Here is a 26,321-nt window from a genome sequence, read left to right as displayed (position 1 = left end):
GCGCATCCCGTCGGGCTGGGCTAGCCTGAGGTCAGACGGGCTGCGAGGGAGCGCCGATGACGCTGGCAATCATCCACACCCGGGCTGGCCTCGGCCTTGAGGCCCCCGAGGTGCTGGTCGAGGTGCACCTGGCCAATGGACTGCCCGGCATGACCCTGGTGGGTTTGCCGGAAGCCGCCGTCAAGGAGAGTCGCGAACGGGTACGCAGCGCCCTGGTCAATGCCGGCTTCGACTTCCCGCTGAAACGCATCACCCTCAATCTGGCGCCCGCCGACCTGCCCAAGGAGGGGGGCCGTTTCGATCTGCCCATTGCCCTCGGCCTGCTGGTCGCCTCCGGCCAGGTGCCGCCCGAGGCGCTGTCGGGCGTCGAGTGCGCCGGCGAGCTGGCCCTGGATGGCCGACTGCGCCCGGTGGCCGGCGTTCTGCCGCTGGCCATGGCGACGCATCGCGCCGGCCGTCAATTGATCGTCCCTCAGGCAAATGCCGACGAGGCGGCCCTGGCCGGTAACCTCGAGGTGCTGCCCGCGGATCACCTGCTGGAGGTCGTGGCCCACCTGCTGGGCCAGGCACCCATCGCACCGCATCGGCCCCCGAACATCGCCCCGCTACCCGAGGCGGGCCCCGACCTGGCGGAGGTGCGTGGCCAGCATCAGGCACGGCGCGCCCTGGAGGTGGCCGCCGCCGGCGGACACAACCTGCTGTTCGCCGGTCCGCCCGGGACCGGCAAGACCATGTTGGCCAGCCGCTTGCCGGGGATCCTGCCGCCGCTCTCCGAGTCGGAGGCCCTCGAAGTGGCGGCGATCCGCTCGGTCAGCGGGCTTTCGCATGCGGAGGAGTGGGGCGTGCGCCCGTTCCGTGCCCCGCACCATACCGCCAGTGCCGTGGCCCTGGTGGGCGGCGGTTCCCGGCCGCGTCCCGGCGAGATTTCCCTGGCCCACCGCGGGGTGCTGTTCCTCGACGAACTGCCGGAGTTCTCGCGGCACGTGCTGGAGGTAATGCGCGAGCCCATGGAGTCGGGACAGATCCATATCGCCCGGGCCAGCCACGAGCGTCGTTACCCGGCCGGCTTCCAGCTGGTGGCGGCCATGAACCCCTGCCCCTGCGGGCACCTGGGCGACCCGCGCCAGGCCTGCCACTGCACGGCGGCCCAGATCCAGCGTTACCAGGCGCGCCTCTCGGGACCGCTGCTCGACCGCATCGACCTGCAGGTGGAAGTCCCGGCGCTGTCGCCGGAGCAGCTTACCTCCCGCGAGGCAGGGGAATCCTCGGCGGTGGTCCGCGAGCGGGTCATGGCGGCGCGGGCGCGTCAGGCCGCCCGCGGCGAGTTGAATGCCCGGCTGGCCGGCCAGGCCCTCGAAGAGGCCTGCGCGCTGCAGGCGGCGGATCGCGCCTGGCTAGCCGGCGTGCTGGAGCGTCTCAAGCTCTCGGCGCGGGCCTACCATCGCGTGCTGCGGGTCGCGCTGACGCTCGCCGACCTGGCCGGCGAGGCACATCCCGGTCGCGATCAGCTGATCGAGGCAATCGGCTATCGGCAACTCGACCGCCTGCTCAAGGGGTGACGGCCTGCTCGTTCACAGGGCGGTGGCGTCCAGGGCCCCGCTGATCTCGCCGCGCCAATCCGGCGCGTCGCTCCCGGTGCGTCGCAGTTCCAGGCTGAGGCGATAGGGCAGCAGCTCGCGGTCGGAGAGCGCTAGCCGAGGACCGTTCGCCGCGAGTCGGCTCTCCAGGCGCCACTGGTTGTCGTTGCCGCCCTCGGCCATGGCATCACGCCACTCCAGCACCTGGGGGCCGTCGGAAACCGCCAGCAGGGCGCGGGTCAGGCTTTCGAGTACGCGCTCGTCGCTGAGTCCCAGCGCATGGTCGACCTCTGGCCTGGCCAGCAACAGGACCTGGTCGACTGCCGGACTGGGCATCGGCGGTGACGCCATGAGCTTTTCGGCGGCGCGTTCGGCCAGGCCAAACAGGGCCTGGCGCAGTGTGGTCGGCTGCTCCGGCGCGGCGGCACAACCGGCGAGCAGAAGGATCGCCAGCACCACCATCAGCCGTGATGTCATGGTGCGATCGTCTCGCGTGGCGGTGTGTCGACCGGTTCCAGTCCGGCGATGAAGCGGTTGAGCACCGTGAACAGCTCGCGGCGAATCGGCTCGGCCTCGTTGACCAGATGGTGACGTGCCTCGGGGTGGCGATGGATCTCGGCATCGGGGAACTTGCGTGCCAGGACTTCCAGATTCCACTCCCAGTCCACCGTCAGGTCCTGCTCGCCCTGCAGGATCAGGGTAGGAATCGGGCTTGGCGGCAGCGCCAGCAGCTGCGGCATCCAGCGGCGCATGGCACCCACCCAGTCCATCGCCAGGCGGTCGGCCTGCAGGGGGTCGCCCTCGCGCAGGAAGTTGGCGAAGTCGGCATCCGTGGAGTTGGCGCGGAACTTGCGCGGAATCGATTCCACGAAGGGCTCCACCAGGCGGTGCAGCCAGCTCGACTGGTTCCACCCCCAGGGGCGCACCAGCGGTGCCAGTAGCGCGAGGCCCGACCAGGCGCCATCTTCGCCGCGGGTCAGGGCGTCGGTGGCGAGAATCGCTGCCCCGGTGCTCTGACCCACGCCGAGCCACGGGCGGGGGGCCAGGCCTTCGTCCTCGAGATGTTGCTGCAGCTGGTGCAGGCAGCTGCCATAGTCGTTGAAGTCGTCGATGGAGGCACGGCGGCCGCTGGAGAGCCCATGGCCGGGCAGGTCCCAGAGAACGACCCGCCAGCCCCGTGCGAGCAGGCACTCGAGCAGGTGTCGGTAGAGGCCGAGATGGTCGAAATAGCCGTGCACCACGAAGGCCGTGCCGATGGGCGCCGCGGGACTCCACACCTGGGTCCAGAGACGGAAGTCACCGGCCTCCAGGTAGCCCACATAGAGCCCTACGTGCTCGGCAAGCAGAGGCGCCAGGCCGTAGTGGCCCAGGTAGCGCTCGAGGTCCTGGCCGGACAGGTCTGCCGGGGCCAGGGGCCCCAGGGCCTGCAGGGGGGTGAAATCGCTCATCGGTTCCTCCGCAATGACCGTTCATGCTAGCGCCAAGCCGCCCGCCCGGCCAGCGATGCCTCGGCGCCCAGCCTCGGCCTCATCATTTGGTCTAGCGCCGGGTGGCAGGCGGCCGCGACGGCTTTACATGTGGAAGTATTTTCCACAAAATTGGTGCTACGCAGTCACTATTCCCTGTCCGGCCGGTCGGTGCCAGGGGGCACCGAGCAGCCAAGCATGAGGAGCACGACCCATGACCCAACGCATCACTCGCCATCGCCTTCAGGTGGCCGCCGAGCTGGACCGTTTCATCAACGAGCAGGCCCTGCCGGGCACCGGTGTCGACCCCGAGGCCTTCTGGGCCGGCGTCGACGCTCTCTTCCATGATTTGACCCCAAAGAACCGCGAACTGCTCGCCGAGCGCGACCGTCTGCAGGAAAAACTCGATGCCTGGCATCGCGAGAACCCTGGCCCGATCCGCGACATGGCGGCCTACCGCGCCTTCCTCGAGGAGATCGGCTACCTGGTGGAGGCCCCGGCCAGCGTCAGCGTGACCACCGCCAACGTCGATCGCGAGATCGCTTCTCAAGCTGGCCCACAGCTGGTGGTGCCGGTCAACAATCCGCGCTACGCACTGAACGCCGGTAATGCCCGCTGGGGCAGTCTCTACGACGCCCTCTACGGCACCGACGTCATCTCCGAGGAGGGCGGTGCCGAGAAAGGGTCGAGCTTCAATCCCAAGCGCGGCGAGAAAGTCATCGGCTATGCCCGCGGCGTACTCGACCGCGCCGCGCCGCTGGCCACCGGCTCCCACCACGATGCCGTGAAGTATGCGCTGCGTGACGGCCACCTGGTGGTCTCGCTGGACGGCGGCCGTGAAACCGGCCTCAAGGACCCGGGCAAGCTGGTGGGTTTCAATGGCCCGGCCGAGCTTCCCGAGTCTGTCCTGTTGGCCAACCATGGCCTGCACCTGGAGATCCAGATCGATCCGAGCCATCCGATCGGCAAGACCGACCCGGCCGGCGTCAAGGACGTGGTGGTCGAGGCGGCGCTGACCACCATCATGGACTGCGAGGACTCCGTGGCCGCGGTGGATGCCGAGGACAAGGTCGGCGTCTATGCCAGCTGGTTGGGCCTGATGAAGGGCGACCTGGAGGAACAGGTCGAGAAAGGCGGCAAGGCCACCACGCGTCGCCTCAATGCCGATCGCACCTGGCACAACACCGAGGGTGGCAGTGTGACCCTGCCGGGCCGCTCGCTGATGTTCGTGCGCAACGTCGGCCACCTGATGACCACCCCGGCGGTGCTGGATGCCGACGGCAACGAGCTGCCCGAAGGTATTCTCGACGGCATCGTGACCGGCCTGATTGCCCTGCATGATCTGAAGAAGGGCGAGGATGAGCCGCGCAACTCTCGCACCGGCTCCATGTACATCGTCAAGCCGAAGATGCACGGCCCCAAGGAGGTCGCCTTCTCCAATGCGCTGTTCGAGCGCATCGAGGACATCCTCGGCATGGCCCGCGATACCCTGAAGATGGGCATCATGGACGAGGAGCGTCGCACCTCGGTCAACCTCAAGGCCTGCATCGCCGAGGCCAGCTCGCGGGTGGTATTCATCAACACCGGCTTCCTCGACCGCACCGGGGACGAGATGCACACCGCGATGGAAGCGGGCCCGATGATCCGCAAGGGCGACATGAAGGGCGCCGCCTGGATCCAGGCCTACGAGAAGAACAACGTCCAGATCGGTCTGGCCTGTGGCCTGCGCGGCCACGCCCAGATCGGCAAGGGCATGTGGGCCATGCCGGACCTGATGGCGGCCATGCTCGAGCAGAAGGTCGGCCATCCCAAGGCCGGGGCCAACACCGCCTGGGTGCCGTCGCCCACTGCGGCCACCCTGCACGCCCTGCACTACCATCAGGTGGACGTGGCGGCCGTGCAGCGCGAGATGGAACGTCAGGGCGATGTGGACTTCCTGAATGACCTGCTCACCATTCCGGTGGACGAGTCACCGCAGTGGAGCGACGAGGAGCGCCAGCAGGAGCTGGACAACAACTGCCAGGGCATCCTCGGCTATGTGGTGCGCTGGGTCGAGCACGGCGTGGGCTGTTCCAAGGTGCCGGACATTCATGACGTGGCCCTGATGGAGGATCGTGCTACGCTGCGCATTTCCAGCCAGCACATCGCCAACTGGCTGCACCACGGCGTGGTTGATGCTGGCCGGGTCCAGGAGACCCTGAAGCGCATGGCCAAGGTCGTCGACGAGCAGAACGCCGGCGACCCGGAATACACGCCAATGAGCGCCGACTTCGATGCCTCGACCGCCTTCCAGGCCGCCAGCGACCTGATCTTCAAGGGCTGTGAACAGCCTGCCGGCTATACCGAGCCGCTGCTTCACCACTGGCGTGCGGTGCACAAGGCCAAGTAAGGCCTTCGCCCGATGATCGGGCACCGGCCTGCGCCGGTGTCGAGTAGCAACGCCCCCGCGGCTTGTGCCGTGGGGGCGTTGTCGTGATGGGCCGACGTTGAAGCGCTCGACGTTCGGTCACTGTCGGCCAGCGCCGAGCTCGGCTATCGTGAGCTCTGCCTCGCCATCACCACCACCGCAAGGAGCCTGCCGATGACCGTGATGACCGCCGCCGCCATCGAGGACTTTCTCGACGAGATCTTTCCCCAGCGGACCGGGACCATCGAGGGCGTCGACGAGATGCGTGCGACCATGAGCCTGGCCATCGAGGATGAGCACCTGCGGCCCGGCGCCAGCGTCTCCGGCCCCACCCTGATGGGGCTCGCCGACGTCTGCCTCTACGTGGCGATACTGGCCCAGATTGGCCCCGAGCCCATGGCCGTGACCAGCGATCTGCATTGTCGTTTCCTGCGCCGGCCACGGGGCGATCGCGATATCATCGCCAACGCCCGGATCCTCAAGCTGGGGCGCCGCCTGGCGGTGGGTGAGGTGCAGCTCTTCTCCGACGGCGACGAGCGGCCGGTAGCTCTGGTCACTGCCACCTATGCGCTGCCTGACGGCGATTGACCTTCCGGTCGGGCGCGCAACACCGCTACCGCCAGGGCCAGCCAGCCGCCGATCATCAGCACCCCGCCGAGGGGCGTGATCATTCCCAGGCTCGTCACGCCGGTAAGCGCCATGGCGTAGAGCGAGCCCGAGAAGAGCGCCATGCCGGCCGCCCATAGCCTCATGGCCAGCCGCTGGCCGGCGAGCGACGCTGTGGAACGCCAGGCCAGCACGACCAGCAGCGCCAGGGTATGCCACGCCTGATAGCGGACCCCGGTCTCGAAGGCGGCTACCATCCGCGGAGCCAGTTGGCCCTCAAGCGCATGGGCGCCGAAGGCGCCGGCCACCACCACCAGGGCGCCGGATAGTGCCGCTCCGAACCACCAACCTCTGTCCCGCATCTTCTTTCCTTGTGTCGCTAATACCCAAGATGGTGGTGCTGGCTCACGTGAGAGGCGCCGGGGACAGGCCGAAGAGGGGGGCCTATGCCATGGATGGCATCGGTAGCGCCCAGGGAGGGGGTCACAGCGTCCCCTAGCAGGCCTGTCGCCGGATCAGCCTCGAAGCGATCAGCATTCGTACCGTACCCCGGGAAAGCGTAAGCCGCTACAATACCGCCCCCGATTCACCGCTTGCGACGAGTGCCCCGAGCCCATGACCGACCCGCGACACGACGACAAGACCACCGGCCCCGAGGGCCCGGACGCCCCGCTGCACCGCCGCGGCATCAAGAGCTATGTGCTGCGTGCCGGTCGCATGACCCAGGCGCAGACCCGGGGGCTCGAGGAGGTCTGGCCGCGCCTGGGGCTGACCCTTGCCGATGGCCGTCAGGATCTGGATACCCTGTTCGGGCGACAGGCGCCCCGGGTGCTGGAAGTCGGCTTCGGCATGGGTGCCTCGCTGATCGAGCAGGCCGAGCGCCATCCGGATACCGATTTCATCGGTATCGAGGTACATGCGCCGGGCGTCGGCAAGCTGCTCGATGAGGCCGACAAGCGTGGCCTGACCAACCTGCGTGTCTATCGCGAGGACGCCCTGGCGGTGCTTGAGCAGTGCCTGCCCGCGGCGAGCCTCGATACCCTGCAGCTGTTCTTTCCCGACCCCTGGCCGAAGAAGAAGCATCACAAGCGACGCATCGTGCAGCCGGCCTTCGTCGAGCTGGTGCGCACCCGCCTCAAGCCCGGTGGCACCCTGCACATGGCCACCGACTGGGAGGCCTATGCCGAATGGATGGCCGAGGTGATGGAGGCGGCGCCCGGTTTCGTCAACACCGCCAGTGCCGAGACAGCCCCCTATGTGCCACGCCCCGAGTTTCGCCCGCTGACCAAGTTCGAGGCGCGCGGCGAGAAGCTGGGACACGGCGTCTGGGACCTGATCTTCCAGCGCGTCAGCTGACCGGCACGGCCCGTCCTGTTGCACTGCCCGACGGCTCACCAACGGGCAAAAGAAAGGCCGCCCCGGTAGGGCGGCCAAAAGACCGTGACTAGCAATGAGAGGGAGAAACCAGAGCAGGAGACTGGCAGGTTCCTGCCTGGTGTGGCGCCTCATCAACGCCACAATTCAAGGATAATCATTCTCGTTTGCGCTGTCAATGTGAATGCGAATTCTTTCCGTTGGGCGCTGCATTGTCAGCCGGCGAGGCGCAGCCAGAGCGGCAGTGACGCCATGGCCAGCAGCGTCTGGCCCGTGATCAGCGCCGCCATCAGCTCGGCGTCTCCGCCCAGCTGGCGGGCCAGGATATAGGCCGAGGTGGCGGTCGGCAGGGCAGCAAAGAGCAGCGCTACGTCGCGGGTCACCGGATCCAGGCCGAGCAGCAGGGCCAGGGCGAGCACCAGTGCCGGCATCAGGCCCAGCTTGACGAGGTTGGCGGCCCAGACCCCGCGATCGAGTCGCAGCAGGGCGGCGGGGCGCAGCGCCACCCCCACCGCCACCAGGCCCAGCGGCAGGGCGGCACGGCCCAGCAGCTCGATGCCGGGCTCGCTCCAGCCGGGCAGGCCGATACCGCTCAGATTGAGGGCGATGCCGGTCAGGCAGGCCAGGATCAGCGGGTTGCGGGTCAGGGCGGCGAGACTCCGGCCCAGGCTTGCCGGGCCCAGGGTGCCGGCAGCAATGAAGCTGGCCACGCACAGCACGTTGGCCACCGGTACCATCAGCGCCACCGCCACCGCAGCCACCGTGGTCCCGGCACTGCCGTGCAGGGCCGCAGCCCCGGCTACGCCGACATAGGTGTTGAAGCGTAGCGCGCCCTGAAAGGCTGAAGTAAAGGCGGGCGCAGCGAGTCGCAGCCGGCTTCGCAGCCCCCACATCAGCAGGCCGAACAGCGTCATGGCGCCGAGCAGGGTGAGGGCCAGGCGAGCCACCGGCACCTGGCCGACGTCTGCCGTGGCCAGGGTCGAGACCAGCATGGCGGGAAACAGCAGGAAGTAGATCAGGCGTTCCATGCGAGGCCAGAAGTCGCCACCTGGCTGTCGGAACCAGCCGAGCCCGGCACCCAGCAGGATCAGCAGGAACAGCGGCCCGAGTGCATTGCCTACGCCTTCCATGACGCCTCCCTCCGAATGGTCTTCCCTGCGACATCCTTGCGCACTTCGCCGCAGTAAAATGCTGATAAGCTTACCCCCATCCTGCCACCGATGGAGGCCCCGTTCTCCGCCATGTCACAGCATATCCTGCCGTCGACCGGCGCGGCTCGCCCACCGCTGTTGCGCCTGCTGATCATCCTCACCTTGCTGACCCTTGCCGTGGCGCTCTGGTATCTGACCCGCTACAGCCTGCGCGACGAGGCCGGCGTGCACTGGCATCCGCCCGCGGCGGACCACTGCGATCTCCATGCGGCGCCCTGCTCGGCGCATCTGGGAGAGGGCATCATGCTGCGCCTGGCGGTCGAATCGGATGGCCCCATCCGGGCCCTGCAGCGCCTGCCGCTGGAGGTGCACCTGACCGGCACATCTGCCGAGTCCGCCCGCGTCGATTTTGTCGGCCGCGACATGGACATGGGGCTGCACCGCTTCCCTCTCGAGGCCGTGGGTGGCGGCGTCTTCCACGGCGAAGGGCAGGTGGCGATCTGTACCGAGGCGGTCATGCCCTGGCGCGCGAAGGTGGTGGTGGACACCCCGCAGGGGCGTCTTGGAAGCTGGTTCGACTTCGAGGTGGCGAGGCGATGATGATAAAGCGGCGAAGCATCTGGCTGGGGCTAGGCGCGTTACTGGTGGTGGTCGCGGTTGGCCTCGGCCTCTACCAACAGCTCAAGGGCCAGGCGAATGGTGAACCCCAGGGGGGGCCAATCGAGCTGCCATCGACCGAGGGCGAGTTCTCGCTGAGCCAGCTCGATGACGACCAGCTGGCAGTGGTCTTCTTCGGTTACACCTGGTGCCCGGACGTCTGCCCGATGAGCCTCGCCGTGGTGCGCCAGGTGATGGGGCGGCTCGATCCCGAGCAGCGGCGCCGGGTGGTGCCGCTGATGGTTTCGGTGGACCCCGAGCGGGACACCCTGGCGAGGCTCGAGGAGTACCTGGCCTTCTTCGGCGAGTCGTTTATCGGCGCCACCGGTAGCCAGCAAGCCCTCGAGGAACTGGCCGAACGCTACGGCGTGATCTGGCGCAAGGTGGAGACCCCGGACTCGGCCATGGAGTACACCATCGACCACAGCGCCTCGCTGTTCCTGGTCGACCGCGAGGGTGAGATTCGCCGCAGAGTGCTGCACTCACCCACGTCGGGCCCACTGCAGGCCGCCCTGGAACAGGCGCTGGCCGAGGGGTAGCGCAGCGGCGCTAAAGCGGCCGGTTCATCGCCCCTCGGGTGTCTGCTGAAGTCGCTCGATCATGGCCATCAGTGCGCCTGTCTGGGAGCCCTGGCGGCTATCGTGCAGCGGATCGAGTTGCCAGGTACTCTCGGCAAAGCCCCACCAATCCCAGCAGCCTTGAGGATTCGCCAGGCTGGTCTCGGCCTGCGGGTAGAGCACCACGCGTTGATTGGTGGCGGCCCACTCGTTGAGGCCGCTGTGGCGAACGAACGCCTCGTCGATCTGCTCCACATCCATGGCACAGCCATGCAGCGCCATGCTGAGATCACAGCCGCCGTCCTCACAGCCCGGCGGGACGAACAGGTAGCCGGTGTCGCCCAGCCCGCGAGCGTCGAAGTCCGACTGATCGAAGCGTACCAGCTTGCCCTGCGACTCGCCTGGCTCGGGGGGCGTCAGGTCGCTGTGTAGCCAGCCCAGCATTTCACCGGCGATGTCGAGGTCGCAGGCCAGCAGGTGGGTGCCGCCGCCGCCATGGCAGTCCGCCAGGGCTTCCACGGGGGTATCCGTACCTGCCGCCAGCGGCCAGCCATGGCCGGCCTGTTCGCTTTCCATGAACTTCAGCTGGTCATCGGGTGAGGCCAGCCAGTTGCGGAACTGCTCGGCCAAGGCATGGCCCAGTGAGGGGGCCACGGTGTCGTCCTCCGCGCCATGCCAGATGAAGACCCGCATCGCGGCCAAGGCCTCGGGGTCGCCGACCAGTTCGCGCTGGCGGTATCCCTGGTAGCGGATCTCCAGCTCCGCCGGGTCCGGCAGGCCTCGGCGGGTCGTCATGCACTGACCCAGCGCCAGGCCCAGGGAGCCGCGGGCGCAGGCCCAGGGCCCGGCGGCTGCGACGCCCAATCCGCTGAAACGTTCGGGCCAGGCGACTGCCAGCTGGGTGGCCATGTAGCCCCCCGAGGAGACGCCGAGCACGCTGACGTCCTCGCGCTCGACGCCCAGGCGCGGTAGTTCCGCTGGCGGCTCCTGAGCGGCGAGCGGGGAGGACAGTCCCAGACAGAGGCCGGCGGCGGCCAGGTGGCGGACGGCCTTCATCGGGGCCGGATCATTCACCGGCCACGTCGAGCAGCTCGACCTTGAAGATCAGCGTCTCGTGGGGACCGATGGGGCCCTGTCCCTGCGCGCCGTAAGCGAGGTCAGAGGGGATCACCACTTCCCAGGTGTCACCCACTTCCATCAGCTGGAGGGCTTCCTGCCAACCCTCGATGACCTGACCGACCTGGAAGCTCACCGGCTCGCCACGCTCGTAGGAGCTGTCGAAGACGGTGCCGTCGATCAACGTGCCCTCGTAGTGGACCTCGACAGTGTCATCGGCTCCTGGGGTCGCGCCGTTGCCCGACGTCAGCTCGCGATACTGCAGGCCTGACTCGGTGACCGTGACCCCTTCCTGCTCGGCGTTTTCGGCCAGGTAGGCCTCGCCCTCGGCGCGATTGGCAGCGGCCTGCTGTTCCGCCTCGGCATCGCGGGCGGCCATGGCTTCCTGCTGGAACTTCGTCAGGGCCTCGGCCATTTCCTCATCACTCATTTCCAGCTCGCTACCGTCGAAGACGTCGCGGACGGCCTGGGTAAAGGCATCGACGTCCAGGCCCTCGACATCCTGCTGGATGCTCTGGCCCAACGTCACACCGAGGCTGTAGCCCAGCTTTTCGGCGTCGCTCTCTGGCGCGGCAGCCAGGGCAAAGGGAGCCGTGGTCAGCAGGGCCGCCAGGGAGGCGGAGGTCAGTAGTGTCTTCATGAAAAAACCTTATGCATTGGCGCTCGGGCGCCTCGGTTGGGTGAAGGAGAGGGTTGCGGACCATGGGACCCTAACAGGGCGGGGCCAGTTCCGCACCCGCATGACATGCAAGTGGGACTGGCCCGACGGGGACTGCTTTCGCGGTCAGACGATCAGGGTCGGGCAGCTGGCAGAGCCTGCCACTCGCTGGGAAACGCTGCCCAGCAGCAGGCTCTTGTCGCCGTTGGTGCCTTGCGAGCCGATCACGATCAGGTCGCACTCGCGCTTGCGAGCGAAGCGCACGATGGTGCGCGACGGTCTTCCACCCTTGACGAAGGAGCGTACCTTTTCGGCCGGCACCCCGAGTTCCACGGCATGCGACTTGGCATGCACCGCGATCTCGGTGGCGTACTCCTTGAGGGCGTCGTCGGGGAGGTCGAGCCGGTCGGGCCTTACCATGGAAAGTGATGCTTCAAGCAGGCTGTGATGCTTGAACACGCAGAGGATGTAGAGCTCGGCCCCGGTCAGGAGCTGCAGGCCAGCGCCTTTCTCAAGCGCTTTGATAGCGCCCTTGGAGCCATCCACCGGAACCAGTATCCGATTGAACATGGTCGTTACTCCTTGGGTCAGGCGAACGCCAGGTCACGCAGGAACAGGGCGATCTGCGGGAACATGATCAGCAGGGCGGCGGCCAGTACCAGCATGAAGATGAAGGGCGGGGTACCCTTGATCACATCCAGGTAGGGACGCTTGAAGATGGCAATGGCGGTGAAGATGTCGCACCCGAACGGGGGGGTCGCTGAGCCGATGGCCACCTGAAGCGTGATCAGGATCCCCACCAGCACCGGATCAAGCCCGGTGGCGGCGATGGCCGGCGCGAAGATCGGTGTCAGCACCAGGATCACGACGATGGGATCGACAAACATGCAGGCGACGAAGAAGGAAATGCAGATCGCAATCAGCACCCCGGTGGGGCCCGCTTCGTTGATGCCTACTGCCTCCAGGATTGTCTGGGGGATCTGGGCAAAGGAGATGATCCAGGAGAAGCCGTTGCCTGCGGCCACCAGGATGAACACCACGGCGGTGATCAGTCCGGTGGACTTGGCGATGGCGTAGATATCCGCCATCTTGAGCGAGCGGAAGATCAGGAATTCCAGGAAGATGGCATAGAGCACACAGGCCGCAGCCGCCTCGGTGGGGCTGAAGATGCCGCCGTAGATGCCGCCGACAATGATCACCGGGAAGCCCAGCGGCCACAGTGCCTGGCGGACTGCCGTCAGGCGTTCACGCCAATTCGATCTGGCCTCGGTCGGGACATCGCGGACGACGGCATAGATGACGCAGTAGGTCGAGAACATCAGCAGGATCATCAGGCCGGGTCCGATGCCGGCAATAAACAGCTCGGCGATCGAGGTTTCCGAGATGACCCCGTAGATGATCATGCCGATGCTCGGCGGGATCAGGAAGGCGATATCACTGGCGTTGATGATCAGTGCCAGGGTGAAGGAGTCGGAGTAGCCGGCCTTGAGCATTTTGGGGCGCAGCGGTGAGCCCACCGCGACCACTGTGGCCTGGGTGGAGCCCGAGACAGCACCGAACAGGGTGCAGGAGGCGGCGGTCGAGACCGCCAGGCCGCCCTTAACGTGGCCGATAAAGGACATGACCATGGCGATCAAGCGGTTGGCCGATTGTCCTCGCGTCATGATGTCGGCGGCGAGGATGAACATTGGCACCGCGATCAGCGAAGCGGGGCGGATGCCGGCAAACATCTGCTGGATAAGCGTGTCCATCTGGCCCAGGCCATTGAACATCATGTAGAAACCGATCACCGCCGCAGTGAGCAACGGGATCATCATGGGAAAGCCCAGCAGCAGCAGGGCGATCATGGTAGTAACCATTATTGTCGTCATCGTGCGTTCCCCCGGGCACTCTGCCCTGCATCAGACTTCCGTTTCCGTGTCCTTGTAGCCGTCCAGTACCCCGGTCGACAGGTAGACGTCTCGTGAGGTCAGGTTCTTGATCGCGGTCAGAAAGTATTGGATCCCGGTGATCAGAAAGCCCAGCGGTGCCCAGACATAGATCCACCAGATCTCGAAGCCCAGTGCCGGCAGCACGCGTCCGCTGGACTGCTGCTCGAGGATGTAAATGACCGCGTAATAGCACAAGAAGAACATCACCAACGAGGTGAATAGCGCGATGAAGATCATCAGTGCTCGGCGCCCGCCCACTGGCAGGGCATCATAGATGGCCGACATGCGGATATGGCGGCCGTGGCGGGCGGCATAGCCGACGCCGGCAAAGGTGATCATGATGATCAGGATGCGGTTGATCTCGCCGGAGAAGAAGATGCTGTCGCCGAACACGAAGCGGGCGACGACGTTGGCGATGGTATTCACGGCCATCAGCAGTACGCCCATGGCCAGTAATACCGCTTCCAGTTTGCTTATCAGGGTGTCGATGACGCCCAGCGGACCCGGCAGGCCCGAGCGATAGTGCTTTTCGGACTCTTCGTCGTCGGTCATGTCAGTACTCCCCTTCTGCTACAAGGCGGGAAAATCAGGATTTGCTTATGGCCAGCATACGCGTGGATCCCTGGTTTCGTGGCTGCAGACGTCAACGCTGCGTGCACGCTGTCCCTTCGGAAACCTCTTGCCCAGAAACAACGGGGGGGCGGCCCGGGCAGGCCACCCCCCTTCAGATCGAAGCCGGCGGGTATTACTCCGCGTCTTCGGTCACGGCCTCGAGGTCGGCCTTGAACTGCTCGAGCAGCTCCTCGCCGGTCTCGCCGGTCATCTCGAGAAACTCTTCCTCGACCTGGGGCGCGCGCTCCTTGAAGGCCTGAATCTGTTCATCGTTCAGGCGAGTCACGGTGCACTCGTCGCAGGCTTCCTGGATCTTGGCCAGCGACTCCGAGGCCAGGCCCTGGATGTGCTCGATGGTGTGGTCGTAGGCCGCCTCGGAGGCCTCACGCACCAGTGTCTTGTCGTCGTCGGAGAGGCCCTCGAAGAAGTCCTGGTTGGCCATCATGGCGGTCGTAAACCAGCCGTGGCTGGTGAAGGTCAGATGCGGGGAGACCTCGTAGAGGCCGCCGGACTCGATCCAGAAGATCGGATTCTCCTGGCCATCGATGATGCCGGTCTGCAGGCCACCGTAGACCTCACCCCAAGGCAGCGGCGTGGGCGTCGCGCCGAAGGCATTGTAGGTCTCGGCGAGCAGCGGGTTGGTCATGGTGCGGATCTTCTTGTTCTCGAAGTCCGCGGGTGACGTGATCGGCTCGTCGGAGGTGACGACCATTTCACCTTCCGGATACATCTGCAGGAGCTCGAGACCATGCTCTGCGTAGATCTCCGGGAACATCTCGTTGATGGCCTTGCTCTCGTCAAAGAACTCGAGCACTTGGTCCATGTCGGTGGGCAGCAGATAGGGGATGAAGAAGATCTGCGCCGAGGGGATCAGGGATCCAGTGAAGCCCGGGGACTGATTGACAAACTGCAGGATGCCACTCCGAGTCTGTTCCATGATGTCGTCGGATTCACCGAGCTCACCGAAGCGATAGATCTGCACGCTGTGGTCGGAATTTTCCTCGACGTAGTCCTTGAAGGCGACGGCAAAGACGTCCTGAACATCGCCCTCGTATTCCTCGTGGGCATAGCGCCAGTTGTCGGCGAAAGCAGCGGTGGACATGCCGAACATCAGTGCGCCGATACCGGCGCCAGTCAACAGCTTATGCGACTTCATTCTTATGGTCCCTCTGCAGGTTTGTCCGCGATGGAGGGTGCCACCATCAGCGGGTATCAGGTGAATATGAAATTCACGCGACTGATTTTAGGCTAGCGTGGCCGTCATGAGGGGTCAAGCTGGCTTTCCAGCGTTTGCAGGGCGCTAAGATGAGGTTTTTTCTGCACTTGCAGGCGCTCGGCAAGAAACGTTGTCAGACGAGGAGAGGTGCGCGACAGCGGCGATAGCCGCTGGCTCTCGAGCGCCAGCCGCGCCAGCTGCGTCAGGGCCTCTCGCTCCGCCTGGAGCTCCGCCTGCTTGAGCGTTCGGCGTAGCGCCGCCACGCTCTCGCGCTGCTTGGCCTCGACTTTCAGGTCGCGGCGCAGCCGTCGGAGGGGGCCGGTGACCTCTCGCTGCCAGCGGCGTACCGGGTCGAGAGACTCATCGCACACCAGCCCGTGACGATGCAGCCAGCAATGCCAGAGCAGCTCGCAGACATCGACCCCTGCCTCGTCCTGGAGCACCAGGCAGGCCGCTTCGACGCCATCGCGGCCGTATAGCTCGAGGGCGAATTCCCACAGCGGGGCGTGAAGCAGTCGGTCCCGCAGATCGTCAGGCAATTGGGTAGAATCGTGGCTCATGATACGGCTGTCGTCACGGTGGATGGCAGCCTCACCAACTGCCGAGTGGAGCCTGCATGATCGCACTGCGCCAAGTTTCCCTGCAACGCGGCACCCAGACCCTGCTCGAGGGGGCCGACCTGACCCTGCACGCCGGCCACAAGGCGGGCATCGTCGGGCCCAACGGGGCAGGCAAGTCGAGCCTGTTCAAGCTGCTGCTCGGCGAGCTCTCTCCGGACAAGGGGGAGGTAGAGATGAGCGGCGGCCAGCGCATCGCCCACATGGACCAGGAGGTCGCGGCGCTGGAGCGCTCCATCGTTGACTATGTGCAAGACGGCGACCGCGAGCTGCGCCACACCGAGGCCGCCCTCGAGGCCGCGCGAGAACGGGGCGAGGCCCATCGCGAGGCGGAGCTGCATGGCGCCATCGAGGCGCTGGATGGCTACAGCGCCCCGGCCCGCGCGGCCCAGCTGCTGGTGGGGCTGGGTTTCGTCCAGGCCGACCTGGACCGGCCCCTGGCCGCGTTCTCCGGGGGCTGGCGGATGCGCGTCAATCTGGCACGCACGCTGTTCAAGCCCTCCGATCTGCTGCTGCTGGACGAGCCCACCAACCATCTGGATCTGGATGCCCTGCTGTGGCTGGAGCAGTGGCTCACCCGCTACCCCGGTACCCTGCTGCTGATCTCCCACGACCGCGACTTTCTCGACGCGGTGTGCGACCACATCGTGCACTTCGATCGCCGCTGCCTGGTGCTCTATCGCGGCAACTACTCCACCTTCGAGCGCACTCGGGCCGAGAAGCTAGCCCTGCAGCAGGCCGAGGCCGCCAAGCAGCAGGCGCGCCGCGAGGAGATCGAGCGCTTCGTGGCCCGCTTCCGCTACAAGGCGACCAAGGCGCGCGCCGCTCAGAGCCGACTCAAGACCCTCGAGCGCATGGGCGATATCGCCGTGGCCCATGCCGACTCGCCCTTCCACTTCACCATTCCCGCCGCCGACAAGGTGTCGCACCCGCTGCTGGTGCTCGACGAGGCGCGCCTGGGCTACCGTGACGCTGCCGGCCATGAAACGGTGCAGCTCGACGGCGTCAAGCTGACCCTGTTGCCCGGCCAGCGGATCGGCCTGCTGGGTCCCAACGGGGCCGGCAAGTCGACGCTGATCAAGTCGTTGACCGGCGACCTGCCGCTACTCGACGGCCGGCGGGTGGCCGGCGAGCATCTGGCCATTGGCTACTTCGCCCAGCACCAACTGGAGGGACTGGACCTGGCCAGCACGCCCTTCATGCACGTGCAGCGTCTGTCGCCCTCGGCCGCCGACCTGGACATCCGCAAGTTCCTGGGCGGCTTTGGTTTTCATGGCGATGACGTCTTCTCCGAAGTGGGGCGCTTCTCGGGCGGCGAGAAGGCGCGTTTGGCCCTGGCGCTGGTCGCCTGGCAGAAGCCCAATCTGCTGCTGCTCGACGAGCCCACCAACCATCTGGACCTTGAAATGCGCGAGGCGCTCACCGAGGCGCTGGCGAGCTTCGAGGGCACGGTGATCATCGTCTCCCACGATCGCCACCTGCTGCGCGCCACCGTGGACGAGTTCTGGCGGGTGGCCGACCATCGCGTCGATCCCTTCGATGGCGACCTGGAGGACTACCGGGCCTGGCTCAAGGCACGCCTGGAGGGCGAGCGCCGCGAGGCCCGAGCGGACAAGGCCGACCGCCAGGTCGAAGGAGAGGCGCCCCGAGAGGATCGCAAGATGGCCAGGCGTGCCGCCGCCGAGCTGCGCGAGAAGCTGCGGCCGTTGAAGAAGCAGCGCGACCGCGCCGAGCAGGCGATGGAAAAAGTCCAGGGGGAGCTTGCTGCTGTGGAGGAGGCAATGGGCGACGCCGAGCTTTACACCGACCCCGCGCGCAAGGAGGAGCTCACCGAGAAGCTGGGTCGCCAGGCCGAGCTCACGTCGCGTCTGGAGGACCTTGAGCAGGCGTGGCTGGCGGCCGAGGAGGCGCTGGAGGCCATGGAGGCAGAGCTGAGCGGTAGCTGAGCTGAGACTGAGCGCTAGTGGCTAGGCGGTTGTCTCTGGCTCTGCAGGCGATTTTCGGCGCTCAGCTCTCGAGCAGGAAGGTCACCGGGCCGTCGTTGATCAGTGAGACTTGCATGTCGGCGGCGAACTCGCCGCTTGCCACCTCTGGCCAGGCGGCGTGGGCGCGTTCGAGCAGGTAATGGAAGAGGCGGTCGCCCTCGGCGGGGGGCGCGGCGCTGGAGAAGCTGGGCCTCAGTCCCTTGCGGGTGTCGGCGGCCAGGGTGAACTGGGAGACCAGCAGCAGACCACCCTTGGCCTGCTGCAGGTTGCGGTTCATCTTGCCCGCTTCGTCGGGGAACACCCGATAGTGCAGCAGCTTGTGAAGCAATCGCTCGGCTGCCGCCTCATCGTCGCCCTTCTCGACCCCCACTAGGGCCAGCAGTCCGGTGCCGATGGCGCCCACCACCTGAGCGTCCACCTCAACGCTGGCGCGCTTGACGCGCTGGATCAGGGCCTTCATCGGACGATCTCCTGTTACGGTCCAGGGGTGCCAAGCCTAGCATCTCGCCGCCTCAGCGCCCCAACAGGTCGTCGCGGAAGTCCTCGCCCAGCGGTTCTTCACCCAGCCAGATACCGAACAGGGCGCTGGCCAGGGCCGGGTCATCCCCGCGATAAAGGGTCTCGCCGTTAAGGGCCAGGGTCAGCTGCTCGCCATCCCAGCCCAGGGCGTAGCGGTCGCCGGGTTCGACATCGCGATAGCGCGCATTGAAAGCCTTGAGCGACGACGCCAGCTCGGCATAGCTGTCGCCGTCGAGGGATTGGCGCACGCTCTTGCGGGTGGCCTCCGCGAACTCCTCCGCCTCGATGGCGTGGAAGTATTCGAGTTCCAGGCGGCGCGGCACCTCGGATTGGGGAGCCGGGCGCGGGAAACCCCGGGCCTGATAGTAGGCACCCGCATAGGCGTCCCAGATCATGTAGCGGAAGAGGCCGTGGCCAATCCGCTCGTAGTGGCGGTTATCGGTCTCGAGAGTGGCCGGGAAGCGAGCACCTTCGACCTCCACCGTCTCGGCCGTTGCCGTGGGAGCGGCAACCAATATCGCCATCAGCAGGGCAATTCGCATACCGGACAGGGACATGGGTGAACCTCGTTCGACAGGGAAGTGTTCCCGTACAGACAATATTGTTTAGTGGAGGTTCTGTATAAGTTATGGGTGTGCCCTACCAGGCGCGACAGAGCATGATGTCGCAGTGTGGCTCGGAAAGCAGTTGCTCGGTGATCTGGCTCTGTCGCCCTAGTTGACCGCGGCTGCCCAGGGCGAGCAGGTCAGGCGGCTGTCGACGCAGGCGGGTCATCAGGACGCTGAGGGGCTCGCCCTGCTCCAGTACCAGCTCGAGTTCCGGGACGTCGTCGAGCTCGTTCATCAGCTGTTCCGTCTCGCGCTCGAGCTGGGTGCGCAGGCGCGCTACCTCATGGTCGCGCCAGCGGGCATAGCCGCCGTCAGAGCCCAGCTCCCGCTCGCCGGGAATGTCCCAGGCATGCAGCAGGGTCAGCCGGGCGCCGGGGAAGCGCTTTAGGGTCTCGCGCAGGGTGTGCCGCGAGGTCAGTGAGAAGTCGACCGGTACGAGAATGTCCTGCCACTCCTGGGTGGCCAGGTGGCTGACCGACAGCACCGGGCAGGGAGCGCTGCGCAGGACCCGGGCGAGGGTGGTGCCGGCGACCAGGTCGGGCTGGCCACGTTTGCGATGGGCGCCGAGGATGATCATGTCGGCCTTGCGCTCGTGGGCCTCGCGGATGATTTCGGCATAGGGCGCGCCGGCCATGGTCTGGATCAAGCTCCGGGGCTCGGGCAGGGCGTAGTCTTCACGGAGGTCGACGAGGGTGGCGTGGATATCCTCCACCACGGCGGTTTCCAGGTCGTGCAGGACGCGTCGCGGCAGGTGAGGGTCGAGCACGTGAATGACATCGAGTCGCGCACCGCTCTCCACCGCCAGGCGGATGGCGCGGGCGAAGGCAGCGCGGTTCTCGGCAGAGAGGTCGCAGGCAAACAGCAGGGTCTGGCTCATGATGGATCCCTCCCGGGCAGGTTGATCACCACGGCACAGTGTCCAGCATGGGTGGCAGGGAGAGAGGGCGCAAGCCTGGCGCGTTACCACCAGGCGTGGAAATGGTGCACCGGCCCGTGGCCCTGCCCCACGTCGAGCCGGTGGCTCTCCTCGAGGGCCCGCGACAGCCAGGCCTTGGCGGCGGCCACGGCGTCACGGGGCGCGTCGCCGAGAGCCAGGCGGGCGGTGATCGCCGAGGAGAGCGTACAGCCAGTGCCGTGCAGGTTGCCGGTGGCGACGCGAGCGCCTTCCACCCAGGACAGGCCATCGTCGCTGATCAGCAGGTCGGGGCATCCCTCGCCCCGCAGGTGGCCCCCCTTGAGCAGCACGCTACCGGCCTCCAGGGCGCGCAGGCCGGGGGCCAGCGCCTCCATGCCGCCGCGCTCCTCGGGTACCTCGCAGCCCAGCAGCACCGCGGCTTCCGGCAGGTTGGGGGTGATCAGATCGGCCAAGGGGACCAGGCACTCGCGGACTGCCGCAATGCCGGCATCGTCGACCAGAATGTCGCCGCTCTTGGCCACCATGACCGGGTCGAGCACGATCCAGCTCGGTCGCCGGCGGGTCAGGGCCTCGCGGATCACCTCGGCGACCTCCCGGCTGGCGACCATGCCAATCTTCACGGCATCGACATGAACGTCATCGAGCAGCGTCTCGAGCTGGGTGGCGATAAACGCTGCCGGCACCGGATGAACCCCGCTGACACCCCGTGTGTTCTGGGCGGTCAGGGCGGTGATCACGCTGGTAGCATAGGTCCCCAGGGCCGAGAAGGTCTTGATGTCGGCCTGGATGCCGGCGCCGCCACTGGGGTCGGAGCCGGCGATGGTCAGGGTGTTGGGCAGCGAGCGGGAGGTGGCCATCGGCGTCACGTCATTGCAGTCGAAAGGGGGCCCCAGCCTACTGCAGGGAGAGGGGGCGGTGCCATGCTGACGCTGTTCCTGGTGGCACTTGCCAGCGCCACCCTGCTGCCCGGTGGTTCCGAGCTGTGGCTGGCGCGTCTGTGGTGCGCCGGCGAGCCGGCGATGCTGCTCTGGGCGGTGGCCAGTCTCGGCAATACCTTGGGTAGCCTGGTCAACGTGGGACTGGGACGCTATGCGCGTCATTTTCAGGACCGTCGCTGGTTCCCGGTATCCCGCCGTGGGCTGGCGCGGGCCGAGCGCTGGTACCTGCGGGTCGGGGAGTGGAGCCTGCTGGCCTCCTGGGCACCCGTGATCGGCGATCCGCTGACCGTGCTGGCCGGTGTGCTGCGCCTGCCGTGGTGGCGTGCCATCCTGCTGATCGCGCTGGCCAAGGCGGCGCGCTACGCTCTGGTATTGTGGCTGGCGAAGGCCTGGCTGGCCCCGCTCTGCTGAGAACCGTGGGCGACCGGGTCTCGGAAAATCGCCAAGGATCCTCTAGGCTTGATTGAGAATGCGACGCTGCCTGATGGTTGGCGGGTTGCGGCAAAGTGTGTCGGGTGAGACATACCCGATAAACAGGCGCGCATCGAGAGGCCATTGATGGAGCACGACACCACCACCGCACTGGTTGCCGAGCAATGGGCGACGGGCCTGTTCATTCTGGCCGTCGTCACGCTGTGTGCCGTGATGATTGGCCTCTCCGCCCTGCTCGGGGGGCGCAGCCATGGGCAAAGCAAGTCGCTGCCCTTCGAGTCGGGTGTGATCGGCGCCGGTCACCCTCGTCAGCGCTTTTCCATCAAGTTCTATCGAGTCGCGATGCTGTTCGTGATCTTCGATATCGAGGCCGTGTTCCTGTTCGCCTGGGCAGTAACGGTCCGCGAGGTGAGCTGGACGGGCTTTGCCGGCGCTGCGGTGTTCATCGCCATCCTGCTGGCCGGGCTAGTCTATGACAGCCGCGTGGGAGTTCTCGACTGGGCGCCCGGGCGCGCGACGCGCGACACCCCAGGCTGATGTTGCACCAGCGGCGGCCGCTTGCGGATGATCGTCATGTCGCTATCTGCTGAATGACCCTGGAGTTGGAGGAGTTGCATGCCCTACACCCTGACGCGAGCCGAAGAGAGTGTAGCCGCCGAGTCTCGATATCCGCTCGGTGAATCCCGTCGGGTCGAGGAAGATCCGCTGAAGCAGCAGCTCCATCGCAGCGTGTTCACCGGCAAGCTGGAAGAGGTGCTGAACTCTGCCGTCAACTGGGGACGCAAGAACTCCCTTTGGCCCTACAATTTCGGCCTGTCATGCTGCTATGTGGAGATGACCACGGCCTTCACCGCGCCGCACGACATCTCCCGCTTCGGCGCCGAGGTGATCCGCGCCTCCCCGCGTCAGGCCGATTTCATGGTCATTGCCGGCACCTGTTTCATCAAGATGGCACCGGTGATCCAGCAGCTCTACGACCAGATGCTCGAGCCCAAGTGGGTGATCTCCATGGGCTCCTGCGCCAACTCCGGGGGCATGTACGACATCTACTCGGTCGTGCAGGGCGTCGATAAGTTCCTGCCGGTCGACGTCTATGTGCCGGGCTGCCCGCCGCGTCCGGAAGCCTTCCTGCAGGGGCTGCAACTGTTGCAGGAGGCGATTCAGGAAGAGCGCCGCCCGCTGTCATGGGTGGTCGGTGATCAGGGCGTGTATCGCGCCGAGATGCCGTCGCAACGCGAAAAGCATCGTGACCGGCGCATCCAGGCCACCGAATTGCGCACCCCCGACGAGCTCTAAGACCGCGATCAATGCCCTTTACTGCCGGAGGAGACTGCCGACGCTCATGAGCGCTGATACCCTGACCCACGACCCTGTCGTCATCGCGCTCAGGCAGCGCTTCGGAGATCATGCCCTTGTCGTGCAGCCGACCCACACCGGAATGCCGGTGCTGTGGGTCGCTCGTGAGTCCCTTGGAGAGATGTTGCGCTTCCTGCGGGACATGCCCGACCCCTTCGAGATGCTTTACGATCTCTCGGCCGTCGATGAACGTCTGCGTGCCCACCGTCGCGGCCTGCCCGAGGCCGATTTCACGGTCTTCTATCATCTGCTGTCGGTCTCGCGGAATCGCGATGTGATGCTCAAGGTCGCCCTGCGCGAGGGCGACCTGGCAATGCCCAGCGTGGTCTCGGTCTATGCCTGTGCCAACTGGTACGAGCGTGAGGTGTGGGACATGTTCGGCATCGACTTCATCGGCCACCCGCATCTCGCGCGGATCCTCATGCCACCGACCTGGCAGGGGCATCCGCTGCGCAAGGAGCATGGCGCGCGGGCCACCGAGTTCGACCCCTACACCCTGACCGTGCAGGGCCAGGAGGTCGAGCAGGGGGCGCTGCAGTTCAAGCCCGAGGAGTGGGGCATGCGGCGCGAGCGTGAGAGCGCCGAGTTCATGTTTCTCAACCTCGGCCCCAACCACCCCTCGGCGCACGGGGCCTTTCGCCTCGTGCTGCAGCTTGATGGCGAGGAGATCGTCGACTGCGTGCCGGACATCGGCTACCACCACCGCGGCGCCGAAAAGATGGGCGAGCGTCAGTCCTGGCACAGCTATATCCCCTACACCGACCGGGTCGACTACACGGGGGGCGTGATGAACAACTTCCCCTACATCCTGGCGGTGGAGAAGCTGGCCGGCATCGAGGTGACCGAGCGCGCCAAGGTCATCCGTGTGATGCTGGCCGAGATGTTTCGCATCTCCAGCCACCTGCTGTTCCTCGGCACCTACCTGCAGGACCTGGGTGCGATGACGCCGGTGTTCTTCACCTTCACCGACCGCCAGAAGGCCTATGAGGTAATCGAGGGGATCACCGGCTTTCGCATGCACCCGGCCTGGTTTCGCATCGGCGGCACGGCGATGGATCTGCCCAACGGCTGGGAGACGGTGGTGCAGGGCTTTCTCGACTGGATGCCCAAGCGCCTGAGGGAGTATGAGCGGTCGATGATGGACAACGCCATCGTGCGCGAGCGCACCCGGCACGTCGCTGCCTACACTACCCATGACGCCCTCGCCTGGGGCGTCACCGGGCCCAACCTGCGTGCCACTGGCTGCAACTTCGATCTGCGCAAGCAGCGCCCCTACGGTGGCTATGAGCAGTTCGATTTCGAGGTGCCGCTGGGCGGCCAGGGGGATGTCTTCGATCGCGGTCAGGTACGCATCGAGGAGATGCGCCAGAGCCTGCGCATCATCCAGCAGTGCGTCGATCACATGCCGGCCGGCGACTACAAGGCCGACCATCCCCTGACCACGCCGCCACCCCGCGAAAGGATGCTCCAGCACATCGAGACCTTGATCACGCATTTTCTTCAGGTCTCGTGGGGGCCGGTGCTCGAGCCGGGCGAGTCGCTGGCGATGGTCGAGGCGACCAAGGGCATCAACAGCTACTACCTCACCAGTGACGGCAATACCATGAGCTATCGTACCCGCATCCGCACGCCGAGCTTCCCACACCTTCAGCAAATCCCGGCGGTGATGCGCGGCGGTTTCGTGCCCGACCTGATCGCCCACCTGGGGAGCATCGATTTCGTGATGGCTGACGTGGACCGCTGACCCATGAACCAGACGACACGACAGATCGCCAGTGACGGCTTGACCCTCGACGATGAAGAGCGTCGCGCCATCGAGCACGCGCGCGATCATTACGAGCAGCCGCAGGCCGCCTGCATCGAAGCGCTCAAGATCGTCCAGCGCCGCCACGGCTGGGTGCCCGACGCGGCGATCCCGGTCATTGCCGAGACGCTGGGGGTGGGCGTCGCCGACGTCGAAGGCGTGGCGACCTTCTACAGCCTGATCTTCCGTCAGCCGGTCGGGCGTCATGTGATCCTGGTCTGCGACAGTAGTTCGTGTTTTCTCAACGACTATGAGGCGCTGCGTGACGCCCTGACGGCACGGCTGGGTATCGGCTACGGCGAGACCACCGATGACGATCGCTTCACCCTGCTGCCGGTGTGCTGCCTGGGGGCCTGCGACCGCGGTCCGGCCTTGATGATCGACGATCACACCTACGGCCCCGTCGCCCCGGACGATGTGGCCGACCTGCTGGAGGGGTTCTCATGAGCGCGAGGCGCTACCACAGCCAGCTGCGTCAGCGGTCCGCCGAACGCCGCGTCGAGACGCATCCGCTGACCTGGCGGCTGCGCGAGGATGGCGCCGTGCTGGGGCTCGAGGAGTATGTCGAGAAGGACGGCTACGCCGCGGTGCGGGAGGTGCTCAGCCATCGCTCGCCCGACGACGTGGTGACGACCATGAAAGAGGCCAACGTGCGCGGGCGCGGCGGTGCTGGTTTCTCGGCGGGCATGAAGTGGAGCCTGACCATGACGGGGCCGAACATTCCCCGCGGCTACCTGGTGTGCAACGCCGACGAGATGGAGCCCGGTACCTTCAAGGACCGTCTGCTGCTCGAACAGCAGCCTCACCTGCTGATCGAGGGCATGATCCTCGGCGCCTATGCCAATCACTCCCGCTTTGGCTACATCTTCCTGCGCGGCGAGTATGTCGAGGCAGCGCGCGTCTTGTCCCGGGCGCTCGAGGAGGCTCGCGAGGCCGGCTGGCTGGGCCGCCACGTCGCCGGCAGTGACTTCGACTTCGATATCGCCCTGCACACCGGGGCCGGACGCTATATCTGCGGTGAGGAAACCGCGCTGATCAACTCGCTGGAGGGGCTGCGAGCCAATCCTCGGGCCAAGCCGCCGTTCCCGGGCCAGTCCGGCGCCTGGGGCAAGCCCACCGTGGTCAACAACGTCGAGACCCTGTGCAACGCGCCGGCGGTGATGCGCCATGGCGCCGAGTGGTACCAGGCGCTCTCCGGCGAGTTAAGCGACGATGGCGGCACCAAGCTGTACGGCGTCTCCGGCAAGGTCGCACGGGCCGGCCTGTGGGAGCTGCCGATCGGCACGACGGGGCGCGAGTTGCTCGAGCGGGCCGGTGGTATGCGTGATGGCCGCGCGCTCAAGGCCTGGCTGCCCGGCGGCGGCAGTACCGGCTTCCTGCTGCCGGAACATCTCGACCACCCCCTGGACTTCGACACCATCGGCGAACTGGGCAGCCGTTTGGGCACGGGCCTGATGACGGTGGTCAACGAGGATCAGAGCGTGCTCTCCCTGGTGCGCAATCTCGAGCAGTTCTTCGCGCGCGAATCCTGTGGCTGGTGCACGCCGTGTCGCGATGGGCTGCCGTGGACGGTCAAGCTGCTCCAGGCCCTCGAGCGTGGCGAGGGCGAGCCTGGGGACCTCGAGATGCTCGACAAGCTGGCCGACGACCTGGGGCCGGGGCAGACCTTCTGTGCCCATGCGCCCGGCGCCGCGATGCCCTTGCAGTCGGCACTCAAGCACTTCCGCGAGGAGTTCGAGCGCGGTGTGGCGACTCCGCCCCGCGCCGCTTCGGCAGCTGAGCCGATGCCGGCAGGCGATTCATTCACCCGCAGCTGAG

Annotated in this window: 28 protein-coding genes; 13 read left to right on the top strand and 15 right to left on the bottom strand. The window is 66.4% G+C overall.

Annotated elements, in window-relative coordinates; genetic code table 11:
- The first annotated feature begins 56 nt into the window (after window positions 1-56).
- Window positions 57-1,559, top strand: coding sequence for a YifB family Mg chelatase-like AAA ATPase (locus FHR95_RS10100; protein ID WP_183314290.1), 1,503 nt, complete (start codon window positions 57-59; stop codon window positions 1,557-1,559).
- Window positions 1,560-1,571: 12 nt separating this feature from the next.
- Here FHR95_RS10100 and FHR95_RS10095 read toward each other — a convergent pair whose 3' ends face one another.
- Complete coding sequence (locus FHR95_RS10095) at window positions 1,572-2,054, bottom strand: hypothetical protein (RefSeq protein WP_183314289.1); 483 nt, start codon at window positions 2,052-2,054, stop codon at window positions 1,572-1,574.
- A complete protein-coding gene (locus tag FHR95_RS10090) occupies window positions 2,051-3,025 on the bottom strand; it encodes an alpha/beta hydrolase (RefSeq protein ID WP_040183772.1) in 975 nt (324 codons plus the stop codon). Before FHR95_RS10090 ends, FHR95_RS10095 begins: the two co-directional genes overlap by 4 nt.
- Before the next feature lie 232 nt (window positions 3,026-3,257).
- Between FHR95_RS10090 and FHR95_RS10085 the strand changes: the two genes are divergently transcribed.
- The gene (locus FHR95_RS10085) at window positions 3,258-5,432 is read left to right on the top strand and encodes a malate synthase G (RefSeq protein WP_183314288.1); all 2,175 of its coding nucleotides are present in this window, start codon (window positions 3,258-3,260) and stop codon (window positions 5,430-5,432) included.
- A 192-nt stretch (window positions 5,433-5,624) separates the two neighbouring features.
- On the top strand, window positions 5,625-6,038 hold the full coding sequence (locus tag FHR95_RS10080; protein WP_040183775.1) for a PaaI family thioesterase: 414 nt from the start codon (window positions 5,625-5,627) through the stop codon (window positions 6,036-6,038).
- Here the strand turns inward: FHR95_RS10080 and FHR95_RS10075 are convergent.
- Window positions 6,014-6,418, bottom strand: a complete 405-nt coding sequence (locus FHR95_RS10075) for a DUF423 domain-containing protein (RefSeq protein WP_183314287.1) — start codon at window positions 6,416-6,418, stop codon at window positions 6,014-6,016. The genes FHR95_RS10080 and FHR95_RS10075 overlap by 25 nt on opposite strands.
- A 253-nt stretch (window positions 6,419-6,671) precedes the next feature.
- Here FHR95_RS10075 and trmB point away from each other — a divergent pair, with 253 nt between their 5' ends.
- On the top strand, window positions 6,672-7,412 hold the full coding sequence (trmB, locus tag FHR95_RS10070; protein WP_040183778.1) for a tRNA (guanosine(46)-N7)-methyltransferase TrmB: 741 nt from the start codon (window positions 6,672-6,674) through the stop codon (window positions 7,410-7,412).
- Between the two features lie 233 nt (window positions 7,413-7,645).
- Here the strand turns inward: trmB and FHR95_RS10065 are convergent, their stop codons facing one another.
- Window positions 7,646-8,560: an AEC family transporter gene (locus FHR95_RS10065; protein WP_040183779.1), complete on the bottom strand. Its 915-nt coding sequence runs from the start codon at window positions 8,558-8,560 to the stop codon at window positions 7,646-7,648.
- A 111-nt stretch (window positions 8,561-8,671) separates the two neighbouring features.
- Between FHR95_RS10065 and FHR95_RS10060 the strand changes: the two genes are divergently transcribed.
- Together FHR95_RS10060 and FHR95_RS10055 are read left to right on the top strand one after the other, a co-directional pair.
- Complete coding sequence (locus FHR95_RS10060; RefSeq protein WP_183314286.1) at window positions 8,672-9,181, top strand: hypothetical protein; 510 nt, start codon at window positions 8,672-8,674, stop codon at window positions 9,179-9,181.
- Window positions 9,181-9,777 (top strand): SCO family protein, encoded by a 597-nt coding sequence (locus FHR95_RS10055; protein WP_183314285.1) that lies wholly within the window; start codon window positions 9,181-9,183, stop codon window positions 9,775-9,777. The genes FHR95_RS10060 and FHR95_RS10055 overlap by 1 nt, the downstream gene beginning before the upstream one ends.
- Window positions 9,778-9,801: 24 nt before the next feature.
- Here FHR95_RS10055 and FHR95_RS10050 read toward each other — a convergent pair whose 3' ends face one another.
- The 7 genes from FHR95_RS10050 to FHR95_RS10020 form a co-directional block, all read right to left on the bottom strand.
- Entirely contained in the window at window positions 9,802-10,851 is a 1,050-nt protein-coding gene (locus FHR95_RS10050) for a prolyl oligopeptidase family serine peptidase (protein ID WP_183314284.1), read from the bottom strand.
- A gap of 10 nt (window positions 10,852-10,861) precedes the next feature.
- On the bottom strand, window positions 10,862-11,551 hold the full coding sequence (bamJ, locus tag FHR95_RS10045) for a BamJ family beta-barrel-assembly machinery protein (protein ID WP_040183782.1): 690 nt from the start codon (window positions 11,549-11,551) through the stop codon (window positions 10,862-10,864).
- Window positions 11,552-11,695: 144 nt separating this feature from the next.
- Window positions 11,696-12,139, bottom strand: coding sequence for a universal stress protein (locus tag FHR95_RS10040; RefSeq protein ID WP_040183783.1), 444 nt, complete (start codon window positions 12,137-12,139; stop codon window positions 11,696-11,698).
- 17 nt (window positions 12,140-12,156) lie between these two features.
- On the bottom strand, window positions 12,157-13,440 hold the full coding sequence (locus tag FHR95_RS10035; RefSeq protein ID WP_040183784.1) for a TRAP transporter large permease: 1,284 nt from the start codon (window positions 13,438-13,440) through the stop codon (window positions 12,157-12,159).
- Between the two features lie 30 nt (window positions 13,441-13,470).
- Window positions 13,471-14,052 carry a TRAP transporter small permease gene (locus FHR95_RS10030; protein WP_040183785.1) on the bottom strand — a complete coding sequence of 194 codons (582 nt, stop codon included), beginning with the start codon at window positions 14,050-14,052 and terminating at the stop codon, window positions 13,471-13,473.
- A 193-nt stretch (window positions 14,053-14,245) separates the two neighbouring features.
- Window positions 14,246-15,268, bottom strand: coding sequence for a TRAP transporter substrate-binding protein (locus FHR95_RS10025; protein WP_183314283.1), 1,023 nt, complete (start codon window positions 15,266-15,268; stop codon window positions 14,246-14,248).
- A gap of 104 nt (window positions 15,269-15,372) precedes the next feature.
- A complete protein-coding gene (locus FHR95_RS10020) occupies window positions 15,373-15,888 on the bottom strand; it encodes a TIGR02444 family protein (protein WP_183314282.1) in 516 nt (171 codons plus the stop codon).
- Window positions 15,889-15,944: 56 nt separating this feature from the next.
- On the opposite strand from FHR95_RS10020, the gene FHR95_RS10015 reads away from it, so the two are divergent.
- A complete protein-coding gene (locus FHR95_RS10015; protein ID WP_183314281.1) occupies window positions 15,945-17,891 on the top strand; it encodes an ATP-binding cassette domain-containing protein in 1,947 nt (648 codons plus the stop codon).
- Window positions 17,892-17,952: 61 nt separating this feature from the next.
- Here FHR95_RS10015 and dtd read toward each other — a convergent pair whose 3' ends face one another.
- The 4 genes from dtd to thiD form a co-directional block, all read right to left on the bottom strand.
- Entirely contained in the window at window positions 17,953-18,390 is a 438-nt protein-coding gene (dtd, locus tag FHR95_RS10010) for a D-aminoacyl-tRNA deacylase (RefSeq protein WP_183314280.1), read from the bottom strand.
- A gap of 52 nt (window positions 18,391-18,442) precedes the next feature.
- Window positions 18,443-19,006, bottom strand: a complete 564-nt coding sequence (locus FHR95_RS10005; RefSeq protein ID WP_183314279.1) for a chalcone isomerase family protein — start codon at window positions 19,004-19,006, stop codon at window positions 18,443-18,445.
- 82 nt (window positions 19,007-19,088) lie between these two features.
- On the bottom strand, window positions 19,089-19,934 hold the full coding sequence (locus FHR95_RS10000) for a universal stress protein (protein ID WP_040183793.1): 846 nt from the start codon (window positions 19,932-19,934) through the stop codon (window positions 19,089-19,091).
- A gap of 83 nt (window positions 19,935-20,017) precedes the next feature.
- A complete protein-coding gene (gene thiD / locus FHR95_RS09995; protein WP_183314278.1) occupies window positions 20,018-20,830 on the bottom strand; it encodes a bifunctional hydroxymethylpyrimidine kinase/phosphomethylpyrimidine kinase in 813 nt (270 codons plus the stop codon).
- Window positions 20,831-20,893: 63 nt separating this feature from the next.
- Here thiD and FHR95_RS09990 point away from each other — a divergent pair, with 63 nt between their 5' ends.
- The 6 genes from FHR95_RS09990 to nuoF all read left to right on the top strand — a co-directional run bounded on the left by FHR95_RS09990 (window position 20,894) and on the right by nuoF (window position 26,320).
- On the top strand, window positions 20,894-21,322 hold the full coding sequence (locus FHR95_RS09990; RefSeq protein WP_040183796.1) for a YqaA family protein: 429 nt from the start codon (window positions 20,894-20,896) through the stop codon (window positions 21,320-21,322).
- A gap of 147 nt (window positions 21,323-21,469) precedes the next feature.
- Entirely contained in the window at window positions 21,470-21,880 is a 411-nt protein-coding gene (gene ndhC / locus FHR95_RS09985) for an NADH-quinone oxidoreductase subunit A (protein ID WP_040183799.1), read from the top strand.
- A 78-nt stretch (window positions 21,881-21,958) separates the two neighbouring features.
- Window positions 21,959-22,639 carry an NADH-quinone oxidoreductase subunit B gene (locus FHR95_RS09980; RefSeq protein WP_040183800.1) on the top strand — a complete coding sequence of 227 codons (681 nt, stop codon included), beginning with the start codon at window positions 21,959-21,961 and terminating at the stop codon, window positions 22,637-22,639.
- A gap of 46 nt (window positions 22,640-22,685) precedes the next feature.
- Window positions 22,686-24,443 (top strand): NADH-quinone oxidoreductase subunit C/D, encoded by a 1,758-nt coding sequence (gene nuoC, locus FHR95_RS09975; RefSeq protein WP_183314277.1) that lies wholly within the window; start codon window positions 22,686-22,688, stop codon window positions 24,441-24,443.
- 3 nt (window positions 24,444-24,446) lie between these two features.
- Entirely contained in the window at window positions 24,447-24,950 is a 504-nt protein-coding gene (gene nuoE, locus FHR95_RS09970) for an NADH-quinone oxidoreductase subunit NuoE (protein ID WP_183314276.1), read from the top strand.
- Complete coding sequence (gene nuoF / locus FHR95_RS09965) at window positions 24,947-26,320, top strand: NADH-quinone oxidoreductase subunit NuoF (protein ID WP_183314275.1); 1,374 nt, start codon at window positions 24,947-24,949, stop codon at window positions 26,318-26,320. Before nuoE ends, nuoF begins: the two co-directional genes overlap by 4 nt.
- The last annotated feature ends 1 nt before the right edge of the window (window position 26,321 follow it).

Origin of the sequence: Halomonas fontilapidosi (assembly GCF_014192285.1) — a bacterium.
Taxonomy (GTDB): domain Bacteria; phylum Pseudomonadota; class Gammaproteobacteria; order Pseudomonadales; family Halomonadaceae; genus Halomonas; species Halomonas fontilapidosi.
Note: the sequence above shows the minus strand (reverse complement) of the source record. Positions and strands in the feature narration are given on the sequence as shown.